The sequence below is a fragment of the Enterococcus sp. ARL09-542 genome (assembly GCF_005234805.1).
In the GTDB taxonomy this organism is placed as follows: domain Bacteria; phylum Bacillota; class Bacilli; order Lactobacillales; family Enterococcaceae; genus Enterococcus_D; species Enterococcus_D gallinarum.
This window is the reverse complement of sequence record NZ_QPQX01000008.1, coordinates 77,605-97,551: the sequence shown is the minus strand read 5'-3', so window position 1 is coordinate 97,551 and position 19,947 is coordinate 77,605. Positions and strand designations below refer to the sequence as shown.

General features: G+C 37.5%; 14 protein-coding genes and 1 other annotated feature. Of the genes, 12 read left to right on the top strand and 2 right to left on the bottom strand.

Features of this window, described 5'->3' with window-relative positions:
- The first annotated feature begins 289 nt into the window (after window positions 1-289).
- The 6 genes from DVW06_RS17515 to DVW06_RS10265 all read left to right on the top strand — a co-directional run bounded on the left by DVW06_RS17515 (window position 290) and on the right by DVW06_RS10265 (window position 10,386).
- Window positions 290-2,563: a MucBP domain-containing protein gene (locus DVW06_RS17515; RefSeq protein ID WP_238696178.1), complete on the top strand. Its 2,274-nt coding sequence runs from the start codon at window positions 290-292 to the stop codon at window positions 2,561-2,563.
- Between the two features lie 27 nt (window positions 2,564-2,590).
- Window positions 2,591-3,343, top strand: coding sequence for a MucBP domain-containing protein (locus DVW06_RS17510; protein ID WP_238696177.1), 753 nt, complete (start codon window positions 2,591-2,593; stop codon window positions 3,341-3,343).
- A 994-nt stretch (window positions 3,344-4,337) separates the two neighbouring features.
- Window positions 4,338-4,952, top strand: coding sequence for a CatB-related O-acetyltransferase (locus DVW06_RS10275; protein WP_117474721.1), 615 nt, complete (start codon window positions 4,338-4,340; stop codon window positions 4,950-4,952).
- 609 nt (window positions 4,953-5,561) lie between these two features.
- A complete protein-coding gene (locus DVW06_RS10270; RefSeq protein WP_029486314.1) occupies window positions 5,562-7,082 on the top strand; it encodes a helix-turn-helix domain-containing protein in 1,521 nt (506 codons plus the stop codon).
- A gap of 193 nt (window positions 7,083-7,275) precedes the next feature.
- Window positions 7,276-7,404 carry a hypothetical protein gene (locus DVW06_RS17680; RefSeq protein ID WP_255200701.1) on the top strand — a complete coding sequence of 43 codons (129 nt, stop codon included), beginning with the start codon at window positions 7,276-7,278 and terminating at the stop codon, window positions 7,402-7,404.
- A gap of 318 nt (window positions 7,405-7,722) precedes the next feature.
- Window positions 7,723-10,386 (top strand): mucin-binding protein, encoded by a 2,664-nt coding sequence (locus DVW06_RS10265; protein ID WP_231450746.1) that lies wholly within the window; start codon window positions 7,723-7,725, stop codon window positions 10,384-10,386.
- 268 nt (window positions 10,387-10,654) lie between these two features.
- Here the strand turns inward: DVW06_RS10265 and DVW06_RS10260 are convergent, their stop codons facing one another.
- Together DVW06_RS10260 and DVW06_RS10255 are read right to left on the bottom strand one after the other, a co-directional pair.
- Complete coding sequence (locus DVW06_RS10260; RefSeq protein WP_137264615.1) at window positions 10,655-12,304, bottom strand: ATP-binding cassette domain-containing protein; 1,650 nt, start codon at window positions 12,302-12,304, stop codon at window positions 10,655-10,657.
- Between the two features lie 569 nt (window positions 12,305-12,873).
- Window positions 12,874-13,209, bottom strand: a complete 336-nt coding sequence (locus DVW06_RS10255) for a hypothetical protein (RefSeq protein ID WP_003128211.1) — start codon at window positions 13,207-13,209, stop codon at window positions 12,874-12,876.
- Window positions 13,210-13,743: 534 nt separating this feature from the next.
- On the opposite strand from DVW06_RS10255, the gene DVW06_RS10250 reads away from it, so the two are divergent.
- The 6 genes from DVW06_RS10250 (at window position 13,744) to DVW06_RS10220 (ending at window position 19,664) form a co-directional block, all read left to right on the top strand.
- The gene (locus DVW06_RS10250) at window positions 13,744-15,120 is read left to right on the top strand and encodes a PTS transporter subunit EIIC (RefSeq protein WP_137264614.1); all 1,377 of its coding nucleotides are present in this window, start codon (window positions 13,744-13,746) and stop codon (window positions 15,118-15,120) included.
- Between the two features lie 26 nt (window positions 15,121-15,146).
- On the top strand, window positions 15,147-16,214 hold the full coding sequence (locus tag DVW06_RS10245; protein ID WP_029486318.1) for an ADP-ribosylglycohydrolase family protein: 1,068 nt from the start codon (window positions 15,147-15,149) through the stop codon (window positions 16,212-16,214).
- On the top strand, window positions 16,171-16,890 hold the full coding sequence (locus tag DVW06_RS10240; RefSeq protein WP_227760792.1) for a GntR family transcriptional regulator: 720 nt from the start codon (window positions 16,171-16,173) through the stop codon (window positions 16,888-16,890). Before DVW06_RS10245 ends, DVW06_RS10240 begins: the two co-directional genes overlap by 44 nt.
- Window positions 16,891-17,059: 169 nt before the next feature.
- Window positions 17,060-17,293 (top strand) — a binding site (T-box leader).
- Between the two features lie 264 nt (window positions 17,294-17,557).
- Entirely contained in the window at window positions 17,558-18,202 is a 645-nt protein-coding gene (locus DVW06_RS10230) for an amino acid ABC transporter permease (RefSeq protein ID WP_003128216.1), read from the top strand.
- A gap of 13 nt (window positions 18,203-18,215) precedes the next feature.
- The gene (locus DVW06_RS10225) at window positions 18,216-18,848 is read left to right on the top strand and encodes an amino acid ABC transporter ATP-binding protein (protein ID WP_003128217.1); all 633 of its coding nucleotides are present in this window, start codon (window positions 18,216-18,218) and stop codon (window positions 18,846-18,848) included.
- Between the two features lie 12 nt (window positions 18,849-18,860).
- On the top strand, window positions 18,861-19,664 hold the full coding sequence (locus DVW06_RS10220; RefSeq protein ID WP_003128218.1) for an amino acid ABC transporter substrate-binding protein: 804 nt from the start codon (window positions 18,861-18,863) through the stop codon (window positions 19,662-19,664).
- The last annotated feature ends 283 nt before the right edge of the window (window positions 19,665-19,947 follow it).

Genomic DNA, 19,947 nt, shown 5'->3' with positions numbered 1-19,947 from the left:
TATCTAAAAAACGAAGATTTTTGGCACTAGAAGAAGGTACATGCATATAGAAAGCCTCAGAAAATCCATTTGTCGAAGTTGAGGGTTGGGAACAACTTTTTAAAGAAAATTCTTTAGATCGAACCTTATTGAAAGCTTGAAAGCGAATCAGCAGGTAAAGCGCATGGTTTGATTAACAAAACACCTTTAGCACAGAGACAATACAAAACATGTAGGTAATAACATCCATTGATGATAATCGGAATATGGATACTAAAGAGAAAGACTAAAAGAGAAAGGATGACTTGGTATGGGAAAGTGTAGCAGGATACTATTGTTGGGAGGCTTGTTGTTAAATCAAGCGCCATGGACAATGGTTGTTAGCGCTGATTCAGTGACTGAAGATACTGTTTCTATACAGGATACAGTAGAGAGCACGATCGCTGTGGAACAAGAAGAAACTTTAATGTCTCGTGATAGTAAGGATGAACACATTCATTCAACGAAAGATAATGATGGAAGGAATACAGAGCCCAGTGAACTTAGTCAATCAGATAGTTCAGAACCTGTCGAACTGAACGAATCGACTTCTTCTTCAAGTGAGAATGAAGTTAGAAGTCAAAATGAAACAGATGCAATAGAGAATCAAACTACTGAAGATCCTACTGAAAATATGGCCTCGGGAACTTATGGTACTTCAGATTGGTATATCACTTATGACGGAGTTCTCCATATCGGATCTGGAACATTCCGATCTACTTCTGAGATTAACCCTTGGTCCCGGTATAGGGTTAAAAAAATTGTGTTCGAGGGGAATGTTATTGCTGGTGAGGATTCTTCTTATTTATTTGGTAACTCCGGCGGTACGTGGACTGACCTTACTGAAATAGAAGGCTTGGACAAGCTGGATACTAGCCGAGTAACGAATATGTCTGGCATGTTTAATAATACTCGAGGGTTAACAAAGCTCGATGTATCCAACTTTGATACAAGTAACGTTACTAATATGTATGCGATGTTCAATGGACTGTTCGATTTGACTAGTTTGGACGTCTCCAATTTTGATACAAGAAATGTAACGAATATGTCTTTGATGTTCGCGAATGTGATTAATATCGATAAATTTGATTTAAGCAATTTTGATACGAGAAATGTTACGGACATGTCTTTGATGTTCGCAAACCTAAGAAGAAGTGATCTCGATACATTCAGTATGGATCTAAGCAATTTTGATACTAGCCAAGTAACGAATATGGATCGAATGTTTCAGGGCTTAAATAGAGTCTCTAGTCTGGATATATCAAGTTTCGATACCAGTAAGGTAACGAATATGTCTTCTATGTTTAGCGGTATGCAATCGTTGAAGATCATCAGATTAGGCCAGTCATTTTCATTTTATACAAATGCAATGTTGCCTAGTCCAATTTCATCAGAAATTTATACAGGAAAATGGGTCAATGTTGGAACAGGATCAATAGATTTCCCGAATGGGCTAAATATTTGGTCGGCTTCCGAGTTAATGGCAAACTACAATGGAGAAACTGACTCCGATACGTATGTTTGGCAGCCCAATTTAATAGATGCAGCTCCTGTAACAGTCAAGTATCAGAATTCTGAAGGCGAACAGCTGAGTGAACCAACGGTTTTAAGTGGAAAAGTCGGTATGGCTTATGAAAGCAATCCGAAAGAGATCACGGGCTGGAACGTGGTCAAAATACCAGATAATGCAGTCGGTGTATTTACTGAAGAAGCACAAGAAGTGGTCTATGTTTATGAGCGTTCAGATGCGGCACCAGTCACAGTCAGATATAAAGATACAGACGGCAATGAGTTAAGCGACCCAACGATTTTGAATGGCAAAGTCGGATTGCCATATGCCAGTGAAGCCAAAGAAATCCCAGGTTGGTATGTAGTAGAGACGCCAGCCAATGCCTCTGGAATTTTCAGAGAGGAAGCGCAGGAAGTGGTGTATATCTACGATCGCAGCGATGCGGCACCAGTCACAGTCATATATAAAGATACAGACGGTAATGATTTAAGCGACCCAACGATTCTTAGTGGGAAAGTCGGTTTTCCATATGCCAGTGAAGCCAAAGAGATTCCTGGTTGGTATGTAGTAGAGACGCCAGCCAATGCCTCTGGAATTTTCAGTGAAGAAGCGCAGGAAGTGGTCTACGTGTATGATCGCTCAGATGCGGCACCAGTTACGGTCCAATATGAAGATACAGACGGCAACGAATTAAGCGACCCAACGATTTTGAATGGCAAAGTCGGATTACCATATGCCAGTGAAGCCAAAGAAATCCCAGGCTGGTATGTAGTAGAGACACCAGATAATGCCTATGGAATTTTCAGTGAGGCAGCGCAAGAAGTGGTCTACGTGTATGATCGCTCAGATGCGGCTCCAGTGACTGTGAAATATCAAGATAGTGAAGGAAATCAATTAGCAGAGCCAACTGTCTTAAGTGGAAAAGTCGGGTTACCATATGCCAGTGAAGCCAAAGAGATTCCTGGTTGGTATGTAGTAGAGACGCCAGATAATGCCTCTGGAATTTTCAGTGAAGCAGCGCAGGAAGTGGTCTAGGTATACGATCGCAGTGATGCGGCACCAGTGACTGTGAAATACCAAGATAGTGAAGGAAATCAATTAGCAGAGCCAACTGTCTTAAGTGGAAAAGTCGGGTTACCATATGCCAGTGAAGCCAAAGAGATTCCTGGTTGGTATGTAGTAGAGACGCCAGATAATGCTTCTGGAATTTTCAGTGAAGAAGCGCAGGAAGTGGTGTATGTATACGAACGCAGTGATGCGGCACCAGTGACTGTGAAATATCAAGATAGTGAAGGAAATCAATTAGCAGAGCCAACTGTCTTAAGTGGAAAAGTCGGGTTACCATATGCCAGTGAAGCCAAAGAGATCCCAGGCTGGTATGTAGTAGAGATACCAGATAATGCTTCTGGAATTTTCAGTGAAGAAGCGCAGGAAGTGGTGTATGTATACGAACGCAGTGATGCGGCACCAGTGACTGTGAAATACCAAGATAGTGAAGGAAATCAATTAGCAGAGCCAACTGTCTTAAGTGGAAAAGTCGGGTTACCATATGCCAGTGAAGCCAAAGAGATCCCAGGCTGGTATGTAGTAGAGATACCAGATAATGCTTCTGGAATTTTCAGCGAGGAAGCGCAGGAAGTGGTGTATGTCTATAGTGTTCTTCATAAAAATAATGAAAAAGAGAATGATTCTAGAGGGACTTTGCCAGCTACGGGAGAAGAAACGTTGGGACAATCAATGTTGGTGATTTTAGGAACCCTACTAATTCTCTTATCGTATAGAATCAGTAAACGAAAAAAGAACCTATCAAATTAAGTGTATTATTTATAGTAAGAACATGAATAAAGTGTCTGGATATCATTTTTTCTGGACACTTTATTTTTTTAGTATATATTTATTTATAATCATGTTTTTTGAGATACAAATTGAGGAAATTATACTAAGAATCGATGAGAAAATCTTTCATTAAGTCAAAATATGAAAGCAAAAGGTAGTGATTAAATTTAAGAAGGAGTGAGGGTGCATGAGTTATAGTTGGATCTATTATGGACGAAAGGTGCGAAGAGTCGCTTTGTTTTCGATTAAGCTGATTGACTTTTTTCTACTGTATCTTGCTATTGGTAAACAAATTTATCTATCGTTTGGGCTGTTTATTCTGTTCACTTTGTGTTGGGCGGTCGGTTCAGGAGTGGCATTGATTAGAAGAAAAGTTAGACAAGATGATATTAAAGATAGACCAAAATCAGAAGCCTATCTTCATCCAAACCATGATCGTCGAGAAAATCTTATGTTATTCGCATGCATAGTACTATTAGTAGTCGAGCTATATATTGTCTCCTTGCCTGTTCCGTTATAGTCATGAAAAGACTGATTTTTTGCCCAATTTGCCCAATAGTTTTTAGTGGTTAGTTCTTTGTAACGTTCAAAAAAAGAATCGTATATAGTTTCTGGAGAACACAAATGAATAAAAAGGATCCTGTCTTTTTTATTTAAATATCCTTGTTTTATTTTAACTGTTGGTGTAAGTTTTTTTATGAGTATACAATGGCTATAATTTATTTGATTTAAATTGTGGTAAGCACATTGATTTTGAAGTGTCCCGTATTCGTAGCAGTTGAATGAAATACCATGTTAGTAGCGGTTTTTTCTTCAGCTGCTTACTATTTCAAGTACTATTATTTAGATATATTCATTACGTACATAAATTGAGAAGAGGTAAAAAAATGAAAAAGTGCATTGTAGTATGTGAAATAGTCAAACGTTAACACACCAAAAGGAGAAGAATATTATGACTACTTCATGAAATAAAATTTACCCAAGAACCAATGATACACAAACGATCTATCTAAAGAATGCCATCACTAACCCAAATATTAGCGTTGGAGAATACACGATTTATAATGATTTTGTAAATGATCCACGCGAGTTTGAAAGGAATAATGTGCTGTATCAATACCCAATCAATCATGACAAATTGATTATTGGCAAATTTTGTTCCATTGCTTGTGGATCAAAGTTTCTGTTTAATGCTGCAAACCACTCATTATCAAGCGTTCCAACGTATACATTTCCGCTATTTTTTGAAGAGTGGGGTCTTGATAAAGCCGATGTGGCTGCTGCATGGGACAATAAAGGCGATATTGTGATTGGCAATGATGTCTGGATCGGGTATGAGTCACTGATCCTGGCAGGCGTAACGATTGGAGACGGCGCCATTATAGGTACTAGAGCTGTAGTCACGAAAGATGTACCGCCATATACCATTGTAGGAGGCGTTCCTGCGAAACCAATCAGAAAAAGATTTAATGATGAAACGATTCAGTATTTACAAAAGGTCCGTTGGTGGGACTGGCCGGAAGAAAAAATAAAAGCGAACCTTGGGCATCTCATGTCTGGGTCCGTTAGTCAATTATCAAAGAAATGAGTAATAGAACTTTAACCAATGTATCTAGAGAATTTCTTACTGATGATACGAGGATACTCAGATAATTCGTTAATAAGTTATCCTAAAACTGTTTTATGAACATCAAAGTGTATTCATTAGCTTTGATGTTTTTTGTATAAAAGCCTAATTTTCAGTTCAAACAATAAAGTACCTAAGAAATAACAGCTTTCTGGACACTTCATTTTTGTTTTGTATTTGAATGTTTGCTAGTTTGACTGTATCATCTAGTCATTCAATTTTTCTTTAGTAAAAATCACTTTTATGTTAAAAAATGGCACTTGTATCATACAGTAATGTTCTAGATGAAAATCCTATAGAATATATCTTTTTTCATATTCAATCATTGAAAAGTTACTGATTAAGACACTGGATTGTAACGCAGCATTGAAGGAAGTTGATTATGCAGATCAATAGGAGGAGAAAGAGAAAGGACACTTATGAGACAAAATGAAATAGGCTGGCTATTTAAGTAGAAATTTAAATAATTATCAAAAAAATCAAAAACATTATGGATTAATGCACAATCAATGATATTAGAAGGTAGAAGAGGTATAATTTATTTAAAGTAAGAGGTTAAGAGGTGAGGGCATGTATAAGTTTCTTTTAACTAAATTAGATCAAGATGTCTATGAAGTATTTGCTTATTTTTTTGAAAATGCTGAGGAATATGAAAGTATAAGCGACTTGGCAAATAAATTAAGTGTTTCGAAAAGAAGAATTGTTTTAGTTATTGACCGTGCACTGGATTTGAGAGAACGGTATCCCTTTTATGATATCGAAATAATTGACGGAAGAACCATTTCACTTCGATTTGCCTCAAATTTTTTACTTTCTAAGTTATATTCTGTCATGTTAGAAGAAAGCATGCCTTTTCAAATATTGGACCGATTATTCAGAGAGAAATATTTATCCTTGGAGAATACAGCGCAACAGCATTTTGTGAGTAATCGCACGGTTCAAAGAAAACTCAAGGAGATCATGGATATCCTTGAAAATTATAATATTTCGTTGAATTTAAAGAGGAAGCCGTTATTTGTAGGAGAAGAATATCGTATTAGGCATTTTTTTCATATCATGTATTGGCAAATTTTGGATGGCTCAAATGTACGTTATTTTGGCCTGACTCAAAAAAGTATTACTGGTTTCAAAGAAAGACTCGCGATGTATCCAAGTTGTTACCGAGGAATCGATCAAGAAAAGTTTATCCAATTACTGGCTTTAAGTCTCTATCGTTTAAAGAGAGGATTTGCTTTGAAAGAAATTCCACCGGGAATGACAGAAACATGCCATCTCACTATTCCTTTTGAGCAATTCAAAAAGGAGCTTATAATGCCCCTCTTAAGAGATAATTATTTGTTAAATGAAACTTCAGAAAATGAGTATATCTTCTTGTATTATATGTTTTCAGTAATGACCACCTATTTACCTGATGAGATCCCTACAGAGTTGACGATGACAAATCATTTTTCAGAAGAGAGCTTACAAGCCGCTAAACTTTTTTCGGAAACAGCGAAACAAGCTTTTCTTGTTCCTGATAGTGCTACAACGTATCTTTTTGTCAATGCATTGAACATCCATTCAACCTCTCTCATGTTTGCTTCTAAAAATAAGATTGATGCTTTTGGAAAAACAACAACAGACAAAGATTATCGAAGAGTATTCCCTAAACTATTTCCACTGGTTCAAGAGATGTACCAATCGTTATCAGAACAATCATCGATTTTTAGTACGCTGTATGTCTCAAATAACCGCCTGCTTTTTCAGTACAGTATGCTTCTTTCGATTGTAGCTAGAATTGATCGGTCAACTGTGCGGGTTTTTCATGAATCAAAATTTGGAAAAATTCAGGAAATTAGGCAAAAAGAGCGATTAAAACGATGGTTTGGATATACTCTTTCTTTTGTATCAGAAAAGCCGGATTTTGTCGTGATGGATTATCCTGTCGATCGTCAATACTTTATTAATCAAAATCGCGAAGTACGTTTCTTTAAATGGAATAGTTTCCCCACCGGAGATCGCTGGCTTGAATTAGTCGAGGCGATCGAAAAGTTCCAAAATGAGTCTATTAATGAGTCTATTCAAGAAACAGGGACAAATACCTCACTATAGAATCATTACAGATAACGTTAGATATCCGTATCTGCTAGTGACGATCTTTTTCGAATTGGCAGTATCAACAGCTAAGGTGTGAACTTGACTAAATCAAATGTTCAAGATCAACAAGCGAATACTTAGCAGACCCAAAACACGTGGCTGCAAGTATGACTGCTTATCCATTTTTATGACTGCAATATAAGTGACAGTGAAAACAACTCTAAACGATATTTTTGATGCAATGCTGCGCAAGTGGGCAAGTCCTTTTATCGTTGAGACAGTTGATTTGCTCAAACGCTTGTATTGCGGTTTTTTTGTCTTTTCTCTAAGTGAATGATTAGGAATAAAAAGAGATCTTCCATGTTCAAAATCTTTTCGCATAATCCGTTGAAATACTGATATGAATGTGATTATTTTCTTTTTTGTCATAATTTCCAAAGGATTTTAATTATTTTTTTTAAACAGGACGAATCTTGTCTTTTTTAGAGCAGATGTTGTCGTGTTCGCTACTCAGAGCCATGTGATAATACATACTTAAGGAATGAGGACAACAGGAGTATTAAAATATGTCTGAAGTAGTTGTCAGTTGACAGCTTTTTTGCATTGGATAGAACGAGACTGTGTTCATTCACTTAGATAGAAAGAAGGAAAAATAATGAGAAGATCGAAGAAGCAAGAAATCGTATCACGTATTCTTGTCAGTTCCTCTGTATTTATATTAGGCAGCCCGATTTTTACACAAGCACTTTTTAGTATTCCTGCATCAGCTGCATCAATTAGCACTACAGCAGCAGAAGAAACAACGAATAGTTCAGCAGCAGAAGAAACAATGCTTACTGCGGGGGAGTTGTTGCCTGAACAGCAAGAAGTAGAAAAAGTAGTCGAGGAAACTGTAGGAACAGAGTCAGAAGCAATAGAATCTGAAGAGCAAGCGACAGCAGAAGAATTTGCAGCAACTAAAACGGAATCTGAAGAAGATGCAGAGAAAAATAGTTCAGAAGCGTCGACAGACAGTACAGCAGCAACTGAAGAAAAGAAGGCTGCTCTTGCAGACAATATCCTTTGGAGTGGAATGTGGGGGACTGCTCCAGCAACCCTTGATATTGAGGGAGTTCTAACTGTAGGAGAAGGCACGCTTACTACAACGGTAGATCAAGTGATTCCAATAGCAGAAGTTTCATCAAACATGACTATTAGAAAAGTAGTTCTCACTGCCCCTGTTGTTCTTCCAGCAGATGTTCCTGGACTATTTGAAAGCACTGGCCATTATGGAAAAGTGCCTTCAGAGTTGGATGAAATCGTGAATCTACATTTGCTTGATACAAGTCAAGCCACAACAATGAACAGCATGTTTTATGGCTTTAGAGGGACTAGTTTAGATTTATCAAATTTTGATAGTACCAATGTAATCAAAGCCTTAGGGGCTGGAATGAATCAATTTCTAGCAAATGCACGATATCTAAAAGAAATACGACTAGGGGAAAAATTCAGCTTTGTCGGCTGGAACAATTGGCCAGGTAATGAGTACCCAGTTAATTTGACAAATCCAAGTGGAATGATTGGATTTAGTTCAAGCTATTATACCGGTTATTGGCAAAATGTTGGATCAGGTACGATAGACGCTCCTTATGGTGATCAGGTATTCCTGTCTAAGGAACTGGTATTGAATTATGATGGAGCGACTATGGCTGATACCTATGTATGGCAGCCAAGGTATATTGAAGGGGCACCAATCACAGTGAATTATATCGATGAAGAGGGGAAAGAATTACTTCCTCCAAGTATAATGACTGGTGGCAATATAGGCGATTCATATACGATTACTCCGAAAGATATCCCTGGATATATCTTGAAAGAAGTGCAAGGTGATGAGACAGGAATCGTTAGCAAAAATCCCCAAACAGTCACGTATGTTTACAGCCCTAAAATAGAAACGAGAGAGGAAAGTAAAATAATCGCACGGATAATCCATTATTTGTATGAAGACGGATCAGAAGCCGCGCCGGATCATGTGGATACAATAGAATTTATACGAACAGTCACCATTAATGAAGCAACCGGTGAAACCTCCTATGGTGATTGGGAAGCCAAAGACAATGACACCACTTTTGATGCGGTGGTCAGTCCAGAAATAGCCAACTACACGCCAGATAAAAAAGGTGTGGCAGAAATGGTTGACTTGACAGCAGAATCGAAAGACAGCGAAGTAACGGTTACTTACAAGGCAAACATGGTGGAATCAACCGAGACCAAAGAAGTGCAACAAACGATCCATTATCTGTATGAAGACGGTACAGAAGCCGCCCCAGACAAGGTGGATACAGTCACTTTCACCCGAACAGTCACCACCAATGAAGCCACAGAGGAAACAACGTATGGTGAGTGGCAAGCCAAAGACGATGACACAACCTTTGATGCGGTGACTAGTCCAGAAATTGAGCACTACACTGCAGATAAGCCAACTGTTGAAGAAGTCACTGGTTTAACGCCAGAGTCAAAAGACAGCGAAGTAGGCCAAGATGAGCAAATAAAGATCAATCGCTGTCTAGATATGCCAGTTTTTAAATACATTCGGCATAGTTATTTTTCAAAAAAATATATTTGTTCATCAGATGAAGCGACAATCGTCACCTATTTTATCTGCTTATTTTTAATTACAGTTGGTGGGATCCCCTATGAGGAAATTCGACTAGGATTATATACTAGCAAAAATCCCGTCTTTGAGATAACCGATGAAATAATGGCCGCGATCCAGTCGATTTATAAACTAAAGTCAAATTCAACCATTAAATCCAGTGTCTTTTCTCTCATCGCCCAAGTTTATTATTTTCATGGGGTCAATTATTCGATCGATAAAGTCACTTTGAATTATTACCATAACTTGTTTAACAATTCGTTTAGAAATCAGTTTGTCTTAGACATAATAGAAAATATTATTGAACCGACTAAATTGTTCAACCACACGAAATTAAAGTATTTGAAAAAAAGATTAGTGTTCTTAATTTACATGCTGTCTCCTAAAGAGGAGTATCAAGTGAGAATAGCGGTCTTAAATATGGGCTCTAATATTTTGGCAGATGCCTCTATTTACTTATTAGAAAATGAGTTGAAAGGGAAACAAGACGTTGTTCTCCTACCCTATACAAGTGATGAACCGTTTGATTTATTGATCTCTAATGCCTACCTTCCCGCATTAGGGAACAATTACAGTCAGTTCTATCAAGTAACGGCAATCGGCGCAGATTTAGAGATAAAGAAAATTTTTACTATTATCGATCAAATAGCCTATTCCAAGTATCGTTCTTTTGTTATTAAGTAATAGTTACTGTAGAAGACGTAGGATGGATGCAGCGAATGCGAGAACTAAAGAAAGGCTTAGAGTAACGGTGATTGTAAAGTGTCGCGCTCTATAACTAATTTAATAGCAGAATATTTTGTTAACATAGAGTAAGAAGAATTTTTTAATCTGATGAAATTTTATTAGTTAGTAGGAAGTCAATAACCCTCAAACGTTCTTTGTCATTAGTAGTATGACAAAGAACATTTTACTAGGTTCAGTTCTTTTTCTAACAAGTTCAAGGAGGGACTCATAAAGACAAGCGAATAAAGGGATCGTTTTGTTTTTTGAGGGGTAAAGCATCTAAGTGAATCAGCTCGTCAAAAGAGTCTAGAAAATCAGGACTAGTTGAATGAGTAACTACGATAATTATCTTATCATTGAAAGAGTTGATCAAATCTTTGATAATCAGCTCATTTCCACTATCAAGCCCAGAAGTCGGTTCATCCAATAGAATGATATCGGAATTTTTAAAGACAGCGCGAGCGATTTCGATTCTCCTTAATTCCCCTCCTGAAAGAAAATTTATCCATTTGTTTTCTTGGTCTTCTAATAATTTCTCGTAGTTAAAGCGATTGGCCAAGCCACTCTTATTTAATGCATCAACAACTCTTTCAAGTTCAAAATCATTAAAAACAGAGAGATTAGAAGCAATACTGGTCTGAAAAATAGCGGTCTTTTGTTGGACAAGTGAGACTTTTTGATACAAGGAATCTCTAGAAATTTGATTCATCTCTTGTTCATTGATAAATAGTTGACGGTCACCGACAGAATAAATGCCTGCTAAAATATTCAATAGCGTGGATTTACCGCTGCCACTCGCACCTGTAATTGCATACTTTTTCCCTCTTTCAAATTGATAGCTTAATTCATTGATTAATGTACGGGTACCATAACTATAGCTTAAGTTAGCAATCGACAAAGTTGTGATGGGACTTTCAAGAATGATTGATCGAGTCATTTCATCATCATCTGTACTATCGATAAAAGATATAAGATCATCAGCGACTTTCTTACTGGATAAAATATCGGTAATCGAGGTGCTGAAATATTCCAATGGACCGGCAATCTTACTCATTAAGGTAGTCATAGCAATGAGGTTAGGAAGGGTTATTATTTTTGCTGCAACAAAAAAACCACCAATAATCCACGTTCCAGAGTAGGCAAGGTCGCCAAGACCAAAAGAAATCGCGTAGGTAAGTCCTTGTAACGATTCAAAATGAATATTTTGCTTTTTCAGTCGCTCGCTACTTTCAGAAAAACGTGTAGCATATTTCGGGAATCCTCTGCCTACTCTTAGTGTCAGATAGCCAGAAAGAAGTTGTTCAAATAAACTGAGTGTATGATCTTGTGCCTCGACCGCCGCTTTACGACGAGTTCCAAGAATTTTTTTGGCAAAATAAGGAGCTAACAAGGGGCTAAAGGCTAGCAATAGCATGACAATTGAAAAGGAAGCACTAAGTCTTAAAGAGAAAAGAAGTGAAAAAATAAAGGTAAAGATGCTTAAAACCAATCCAAATCCAGGTTTCAAAAATTCTTGCTCAATAACTTTTATTTCATTGGCTAGCTTTGAAAGGTAATAATTTTTTTCGCTTTTTAAAAACTTTTCTGGATCCATTCGGACTATCTTTTGCGAGAGGCCGACTCTCAGCTGATCCGTTATTGAGTGGACCAAGATAGATTTACTGCGTCTGGGGACAAAGTCGCTCATGGTGTTTAATAAGATATAAAAGAAGGCGAATAAGCCAACAACCATAAGCTTTTGTATATTTCCTGACATAGCAACTTCTGTGATAAGGCTATAAACAAGTGCAACGCCAACCTGAATAAGCGCAGCGATTGCGCAAATAATCACATGCGTAACAAGCAGTTTTTTATTTTTTAGTACTATCTTTTTCATTTTCTCCCTCCTTAAGTAAACTATAACATAGTGATTTGATACATATATAGTGCAAAAAGATACTATTTTTTTGATTGTGGAGCATCATGGTAGGCTTACCATACAATCAAAGAAGAGTTATGGAAAAAATTTAGGATTGGTGTTAAACCTTCAGTTGCTATACTAGATTTAAGTGCAGTAACATCTGTTATAGGGGGGGAGCATCAGAAATAGAACAACATAATCGTACGTCATTACTTGATATTGAAGAAATGCATACAATATAGTTCGAAAAACAATAAATGTAATTTTTTGAAAGTGTTACGTTTGGATTAAAAGCAGATAGAACGATAACTAACGAATAAAGAAAAAGCTATCTAGTTTTATGCTCTTCATTCTCCCCGTTATGAATATTGATAAGATATCAAATAATCAGTGTTCTTATTAGTAGAGACCTATCTAGGCGCTTAGATCAATTATTACTTGCTTTATTTTAGATAGGACGAAAGATAAATAATACATAACGACACCTCTTCTCATATTCATAAGTATGAGAGGGGTGTCGTTATTGTTACAAGCAGAAAAACTGTTCAAATTCCGCCTAAATTTAGGGCGTTCAGAATTGTTTTTCTGATAACTGTAGTATTTCCGGAAACCATATCTTTAAAAGAAACAGCAATGCCTTGTTTTTTTATTTCTTCGCTTAGATAGTTTGAATCCATATCATTAAAAACAAGTAAATCTGCAGCAGGAATATCATTACTTGAAATATCATAACTAATAAATTGAGTCTCAATTTCTGCTGGTAAGAGTGTCTTGATTTTTTCTTGAAATGATTTTGCTTGTCTAAGATTCATTGTTGTGCTGTAACCGAATGGTGCCATACCCCGAACATTGATAGAAAAAATCCAACAGATTTTTTTCATTGCTAAAACTCCTTTTTAAAAAGTGTATCATCTAATAAAGGGTAACTCAATAAATTTTCAAATTCATCCTTTTATTTTTAGATTTGACGAGAGAGTCTTCCTTGGGTGTCTGATACAAACTCATTAATTTATAATAAAATTAGAAATGAGATAGTTGAATAATAGATATACTTGATAAATTTTTCTAAATGAAACTACTTTGGTGGACTTTATACATCTTCTTACAGTTCAAAGTTTTATAGTTAATGTTTACTTTGATTAAAACAGATTATAATATGATTAGAATAAGACGTCTTAGAACAGAGATCACAGGGAGTTTCTTTCTATCCTCTTTTTAGCTAAAGTGTTAAAAAATAGTTTCAATAGAACGTGTTCAAAAAAGCTAAATCTTGAAAGCAGATTTATGAGTGATAAATAAATCTTTGGATATATTTCTTTTGTAATCGTTTACACTCGAGGGCGTTAGGGGTATATTTTAGATGTTGATATGACGTCATAACGACTTGCTAATTCATTATAGAAAGGGGATTTATCATGAAAAATGAAAGGTTAGCCCAGCAGATTCTAGAGTATCTAGGCGGAACAGAAAATATTGAGTCAATTACTCACTGTGCAACAAGATTACGCCCAAGTCTGAAGAAACGTGAGTTAGTTCAAAGTGAAAAAATAGAATTATTGGATGGTGTGACAGGAGTAGTCAATAAAGATTCCGGGTATCAAATAATTATTGGAACGAATGTAGGGGAAGTTTATGAAGACTTCTTAAAAGTATTGAATAGAGAAAATAATGAGACGACCAATGAAAAAAATTCTAAAGTCCAGACAAAAAAGAGCTTAATAAATGAGTTTGTTCAACTCGTAGTGAGTATTTTCTCGCCTTTATTACCTTTATTAGCCGGATCGGGTCTTCTTCGAGGATTTACAATTCTTGCAAATGAGGTCGGAATTTTATCTACGGATAGCTCGACAAATTTGATGTTGACACTTGCTGCAACATCTGTCTTCTACTTCTTACCGTTACTAGTTTCGGTAACTGCAGCAAACCGATTTAAAACGAGTCCTTATATTGCCATTGCAGTCGCTGGTGCATTGATTATGCCAGACTTTATTAATTTGATCCAAGGGGACGGGGGCAATACGATTTCTTTCTTTGGTTTACCAGTTCCAGTCTTTAACTACACTTCGCAGATTCTGCCCGCAATTTTTACAACATGGGTACAATCGAAAATGGAACATTTCATGAAAAAAACAATTCCGAATAGTTTGCATATGATTTTGATACCAACCGTTCTTTTGTTTGTGTTAGTGCCTGTAACTGCCAGTATTTTTGGTCCCTTAGGTAACTATATTAGTATTGGTATTGCTGGATTTGTAAATTATTTAGCAAGAATCAATCAGATTATTACAGGGGCAATTACAGGTGGCATTTGGAATATTTTGATCATGTTTGGTGTTCATTGGGCACCAAATACCATGGTTATTATTCCGGAAATCGCTAGCACAGGTCACTCACCATTCATTGCGTATGGCGCAACTGCAAACTTTGGGATGGCAGGAGCAGCATTTGCAGTTTTCTTACGATCAAAAAATACCAAATTAAGGAACTTTTCTTTGACTGCAATTACTTCTGTCTTTTTGTCTGGAATTGTAGAGCCTGCTATTTACGGTCTAGGAGTAAAATTTAAAACACCGTTGATTGCTGGCTGTCTTGGTGCTGCAATGGGTGGAGCTTTTATGGGTGCATTTAATGTTATTGGTAACGCCTTTGTATTTGGAGGATTAACCACCATTCCAGCTTTTGCGGGTCCTACACTTTGGGCGTACATTGTGGGTTTGGTGATTGCATTTTTTGGTGGAATGATCCTAACAATCATTTTAGGTATAAAAGACCCAGAAGCTGAAATGAAATAAAGAATAAGAGAATGGAGATAGTTTATATGAGTTTACAAATAAAAATTCAAGGTACATTGGGGGCAGCAGCTATTGCAGATGCTATGGGAGCTGCAACAGAAAATCTTACTTTTGATCAAATTAGAACAAAGTTCAATGGCAAAGTTTCTACCTTTTTAAAACCAGAGGAAGGTGCTTTTGCATTAGGGAATGAAGCTGGACAAGTCACAGATGATTTTTCGCAAATTTATACGTTGTGTCACAGTATTATAGAAAATAGAGGAGTAATTGATTCTGAAACAGTGAAGACAGCCATCTTGAAATGGTCAGAAAATACATGGTACTTCGATCGATTTGCAGGTCCAACTACGCGAAGTGCGATTGCAATGTATAAAAATCCTGATCAAAAAATGGCGCCTTTACCGGGAGCTATGGCTGTAGACTATGCTTCAAAAGCTACGAACGGAGCTGCAATGAAAATCGCACCTGCAGGGATATTAAACCCAGGAGATATTGAAAAAGCTATTCAAGAAGCGTTGATTATAACGCAAGTAACTCATGATAATGCACTGGCTATTTCTGGAGCAGCTGCAGTTGCGGCAGCAGTGTCAGCCTCTTTGTGTGACCATGCAACTGTGGACCAATTAGTAGCAATAGGGATTTATGGCGCTTGTCGGGGAGAAGAATTAGGCAAAGTTTATTCCCGAGAAGTTGGCGGTCCCAGCGTTGTTGAACGCATGAAACTAGCGTATACTATAGTTAATGAATCTGGTACCCATGAAGAAAAACTACAGCGACTAGCTCAAATCATCGGTAGTGGGCTCCATATCTCAGAAGCAGTTCCGTGTGCGTTTGGAATTATCGCCCTAAACAAACAAGATCCTTTTAATGCGATCATAGATGCAGTGAATGTAGGATACGACACTGATACGATTGCGACAATTGTAGGATCCATGGTTGGGGCATTGATTGATCCAGATGATGAACGTTTTACGCCACTGTTTCGTGATGTTCAATCAGCGAATAGCTACGATTTAACTAGTTTGGCTGAATCTTTAGCAAATGTGGTGAATGAAAATGATAAGTCCAAAGGTAAAATATCTCTCGATTTATGAAGAGCTGAAAAAAGAAATCAATGAAGGAAAATATCCAGTTGGGCAACCTTTTTTGACTGAACCGGAACTTCAAGAAAAATACGGAGTAAGCCGTATTACAGTTCGTCATGCCTTGCAACTTTTAGTAGATGAAGGTTTTATCAAAAGAATTCATGGTGTAGGTACAATTGTACTCAGTACGAAAGAATTACTGCAATTACAAACCCTTCTAAGTTTTTCGGAAGAAAATAAACTGCAGTCCAATCATTCAGAGTTAATTTCTTTAAATACATCTTTGGAAGCAAATGAGGTGTTGTGTAGTAAGTTAGATTTGCCAAAAGGAGCGGAGGTCAGCAAACACGAACGCCTTCGCTACGTGGATGATCAATGTATTGGATTTCAACGAGTATATTGTCCATCATACATTGATCTAAAAGAAAAAGATCTTGCTGACAAACATGCATCACTTTATCAAATTATGCGTAGTCAAGGTTTTATAGTAACAACAGCACAAGAAACCATTGAGTCAGTTGTGTCTGATGAAGAACTCTCCAACTTATTAAAAATTGAAATGAATACACCACTTTTATATGTCGAGCGTCTGACTAAAGACCACAAAAATCGCTTAGTTGAATATGCTGAAATTTATTATCGTGGGGACCGCTATCGCTATCATGTTCAACTGAAAGTACCATAGAGGGAATACAAAGTTGTACTGATCATTACGAAGTCTAAAATGCATTTAGGGCGGATAGAATGTTTCTATTCGTCTCTTATTTTGTGAAAATGAATTTTCCGATCAACAAACTGAAAAAAAGTATTTGACTTTTTTTCAGTTTGCGTATAAAGTAATAAACAACTTAATGAAACAGACATCGAAAAGAAGAGTAGCAAGGTTTCTTCGTTTTAAGAGAGTCTCTGGCTGGTGAGAAGAGACAACAAGGACTTGTGAACCACATCTTGGAGTCGTTTTTCTGAATCGAGTAGGAAAGACCGGGAGTGCCCGTTATAGCAGCAGTCATTGTTTGATGACTTTCTGAGATCAGTTGCTGTGAAGCACTGATAAACAAAGGTGGAACCGCGTTGATAACGTCCTTTAGCTGTAATGGCTAAAGGACTTTTTTTATTTAATGGCGGTATCAGCAAATCCATCAACTGACTGCATGAGGTTTTTTCTGTGAAGGAAAAACAAATTGAGGTGGAACCACGTATTAAACGTCCTCTGGCATTAGGCCGGAGGGCGTTTTTTGTTGGGCGCCTTTCATTTTAATGATTTTAATCAAGTGGAAACACGGCAAGATGGTGCTTGGTGATTGTAAATCAAGCAAGCAGTCATTGCCGCAAAATCAAGGAGGCAAAAAGAAATGATCGATTATTTAGTAAGTGTGATGCCGCAACTGCTTTCTGGGGCAGGGATCACAATCAAATTGTTTGGATTAACGTTAATAGGATCGATTCCATTAGGGATCATCTTGGCTTTTATTCTTGCTAGTCGACTACGGATCTTGAAAGCAATCGTGCAAGTGTATGTCTGGCTGATGCGAGGAACGCCTTTACTGTTACAACTGATCTTTGTGTTTTATGGTCTGCCGATCCTGAACATTGTCTTTGATCGGTTTGAAGCAGCACTGATTGCCTTTATTATCAATTATGCCGCTTATTATGCCGAGATTTTTCGGGGAGGGATCCAATCAATCCCTGCAGGGCAATACGAAGCAGCAAAAGTTCTGCGCCTAGCACCTTTACAGACGATTCGCAAGATTATCATTCCGCAAGTAGTCAAGATCACGCTTCCTTCAGTAGGGAACGAAGTGATCAATTTAGTAAAAGATACTTCGCTTGTCTATATTTTAGGTTTGTCAGATGTTATGCGTATCGGTAAAATCGCAATGGAACGAGACAGCACGTTGGTACCATTACTGGGCGTTGCGCTGATTTACTTAATGATGACTGGTATTTTTACACTGATTTTGAAACAGTTAGAAACAAAACTCGATTATTACCGTTAGGAGGCGTAGGAACATGTTAGAACTGAGACAAGTATCAAAAGCATTTGGCGACAAGCAGGTTATCGATCGCTTAGACCTGACAATTGAAGAAGGCAGCATCCTAGCGGTAGTCGGACCTTCTGGCGGTGGAAAAACAACCCTGCTGCGTACCCTGGCTGGATTGGAGACCATCGATTCAGGAACTTTTTTACTAGATGGACAACCTTTTGATCCCACGGATACGAAAAAACAAGAACAAGTAGTCGGTGTCGTTTTTCAAGACTTTCAGCTATTTCCGCATTTGTCGGTATTCGATAACATCACACTGGCACCAAAAATGGTATTGAAACATGACAAAGCTAGCTATACCGAAAAAGCTGTTGCTTTGGCTAAACAGTTGGGATTATCTGAACTTTTAACGCAATATCCTTACCAACTTTCAGGAGGGCAACGCCAACGGGTAGCGATTGCGCGGGCGATGGCGATGGATCCGAAAGTATTGGCGTATGATGAACCTACGAGTGCATTAGATCCAGGTCTGCGCCAGCAAGTCGAAAAACTGATCTTAGATTTGAAAAAAGAGGGCGTTACTCAGATCGTGGTTACCCATGATTTGGTTTTTGCAAAAAATATTGCCGATCAATTATTAGAAGTTGAAGGGAACTAAGGAGGAAGAAAAATGAAAAAAATTGGATTAACGTTGTTAGCCGGAGCCAGCTTATTACTTTTTGCTGCATGTGGCAACAGTAGCGAGAAAGCAGAAAGTGCTGCAGACAAAGAGGAAGTCATCGTTGGGTTGGACGATACCTTTGTACCGATGGGCTTTCAAGATGACCAAGGGGACATCGTTGGTTTCGATGTTGACCTAGCAAAAGCCGTTTTTGATTTAACAGGAACCAAAGTCAAATTCCAAGCAATCGACTGGTCGATGAAAGAAACAGAATTAGATAATGGTACAATCGATATGATTTGGAATGGCTACACAAAAACAGAAGCCCGGGAAAAGAAAGTATTATTCAGCGATACTTATATGGAAAACAAGCAGGTTCTAGTAACTGCCAAAGACAGCAACATCACTTCATTTGATGCAATGAAAGACAAAGTTCTAGGGGCACAAGAAGGATCCTCTGGCTATGATACCTTCAACAATCAACCAGAAGTATTGAAAGACATTGTCGCCGATAATGAAGCAACTTTATATGCTAGTTTCAACGAAGCGTTTATCGATTTGGAAAATGGTCGGATCGATGGTCTTTTGATCGATCGGGTCTACGCGGAGTACTATTTGACTCAGACGAAAAAAGCGGACGATTACAATGTTATTGAAAGTCCCTTCAAAGCCGAAAATTTTGCAGTAGGAGTACGAAAAGACGATCAAGCATTGGCGGATAAAATCAATGAGGGATTAAAGAAACTGCAAGAAAATGGCACATTTGCTGAGATTTCCGAAAAATGGTTTGGAGAAGATGTTTCTCCTGAATAAATGAAAAACGATTGACGGCGACATAAGCCACAACAAAAACGATCACAGTAGCTACCTGGCATGAAGCGATTGATGAACAGGTGCAAGGTAGCTTAACTGTAGTCTTACTAAAGAGATTTTTAAGAAGCATTTCTTGTCTTTTCTCCTTTAGATCGTCTTTGTTTGATGGATTTATGGAGCGGTCTTTTTTTCATTAGTGGGATCTTTTATTTCTAGTAGTAAACTTTCTGACAGGAAAACTTTTGTTCGCCTTCTTTTTTCGTTATAATAGGTAGAGACGAAA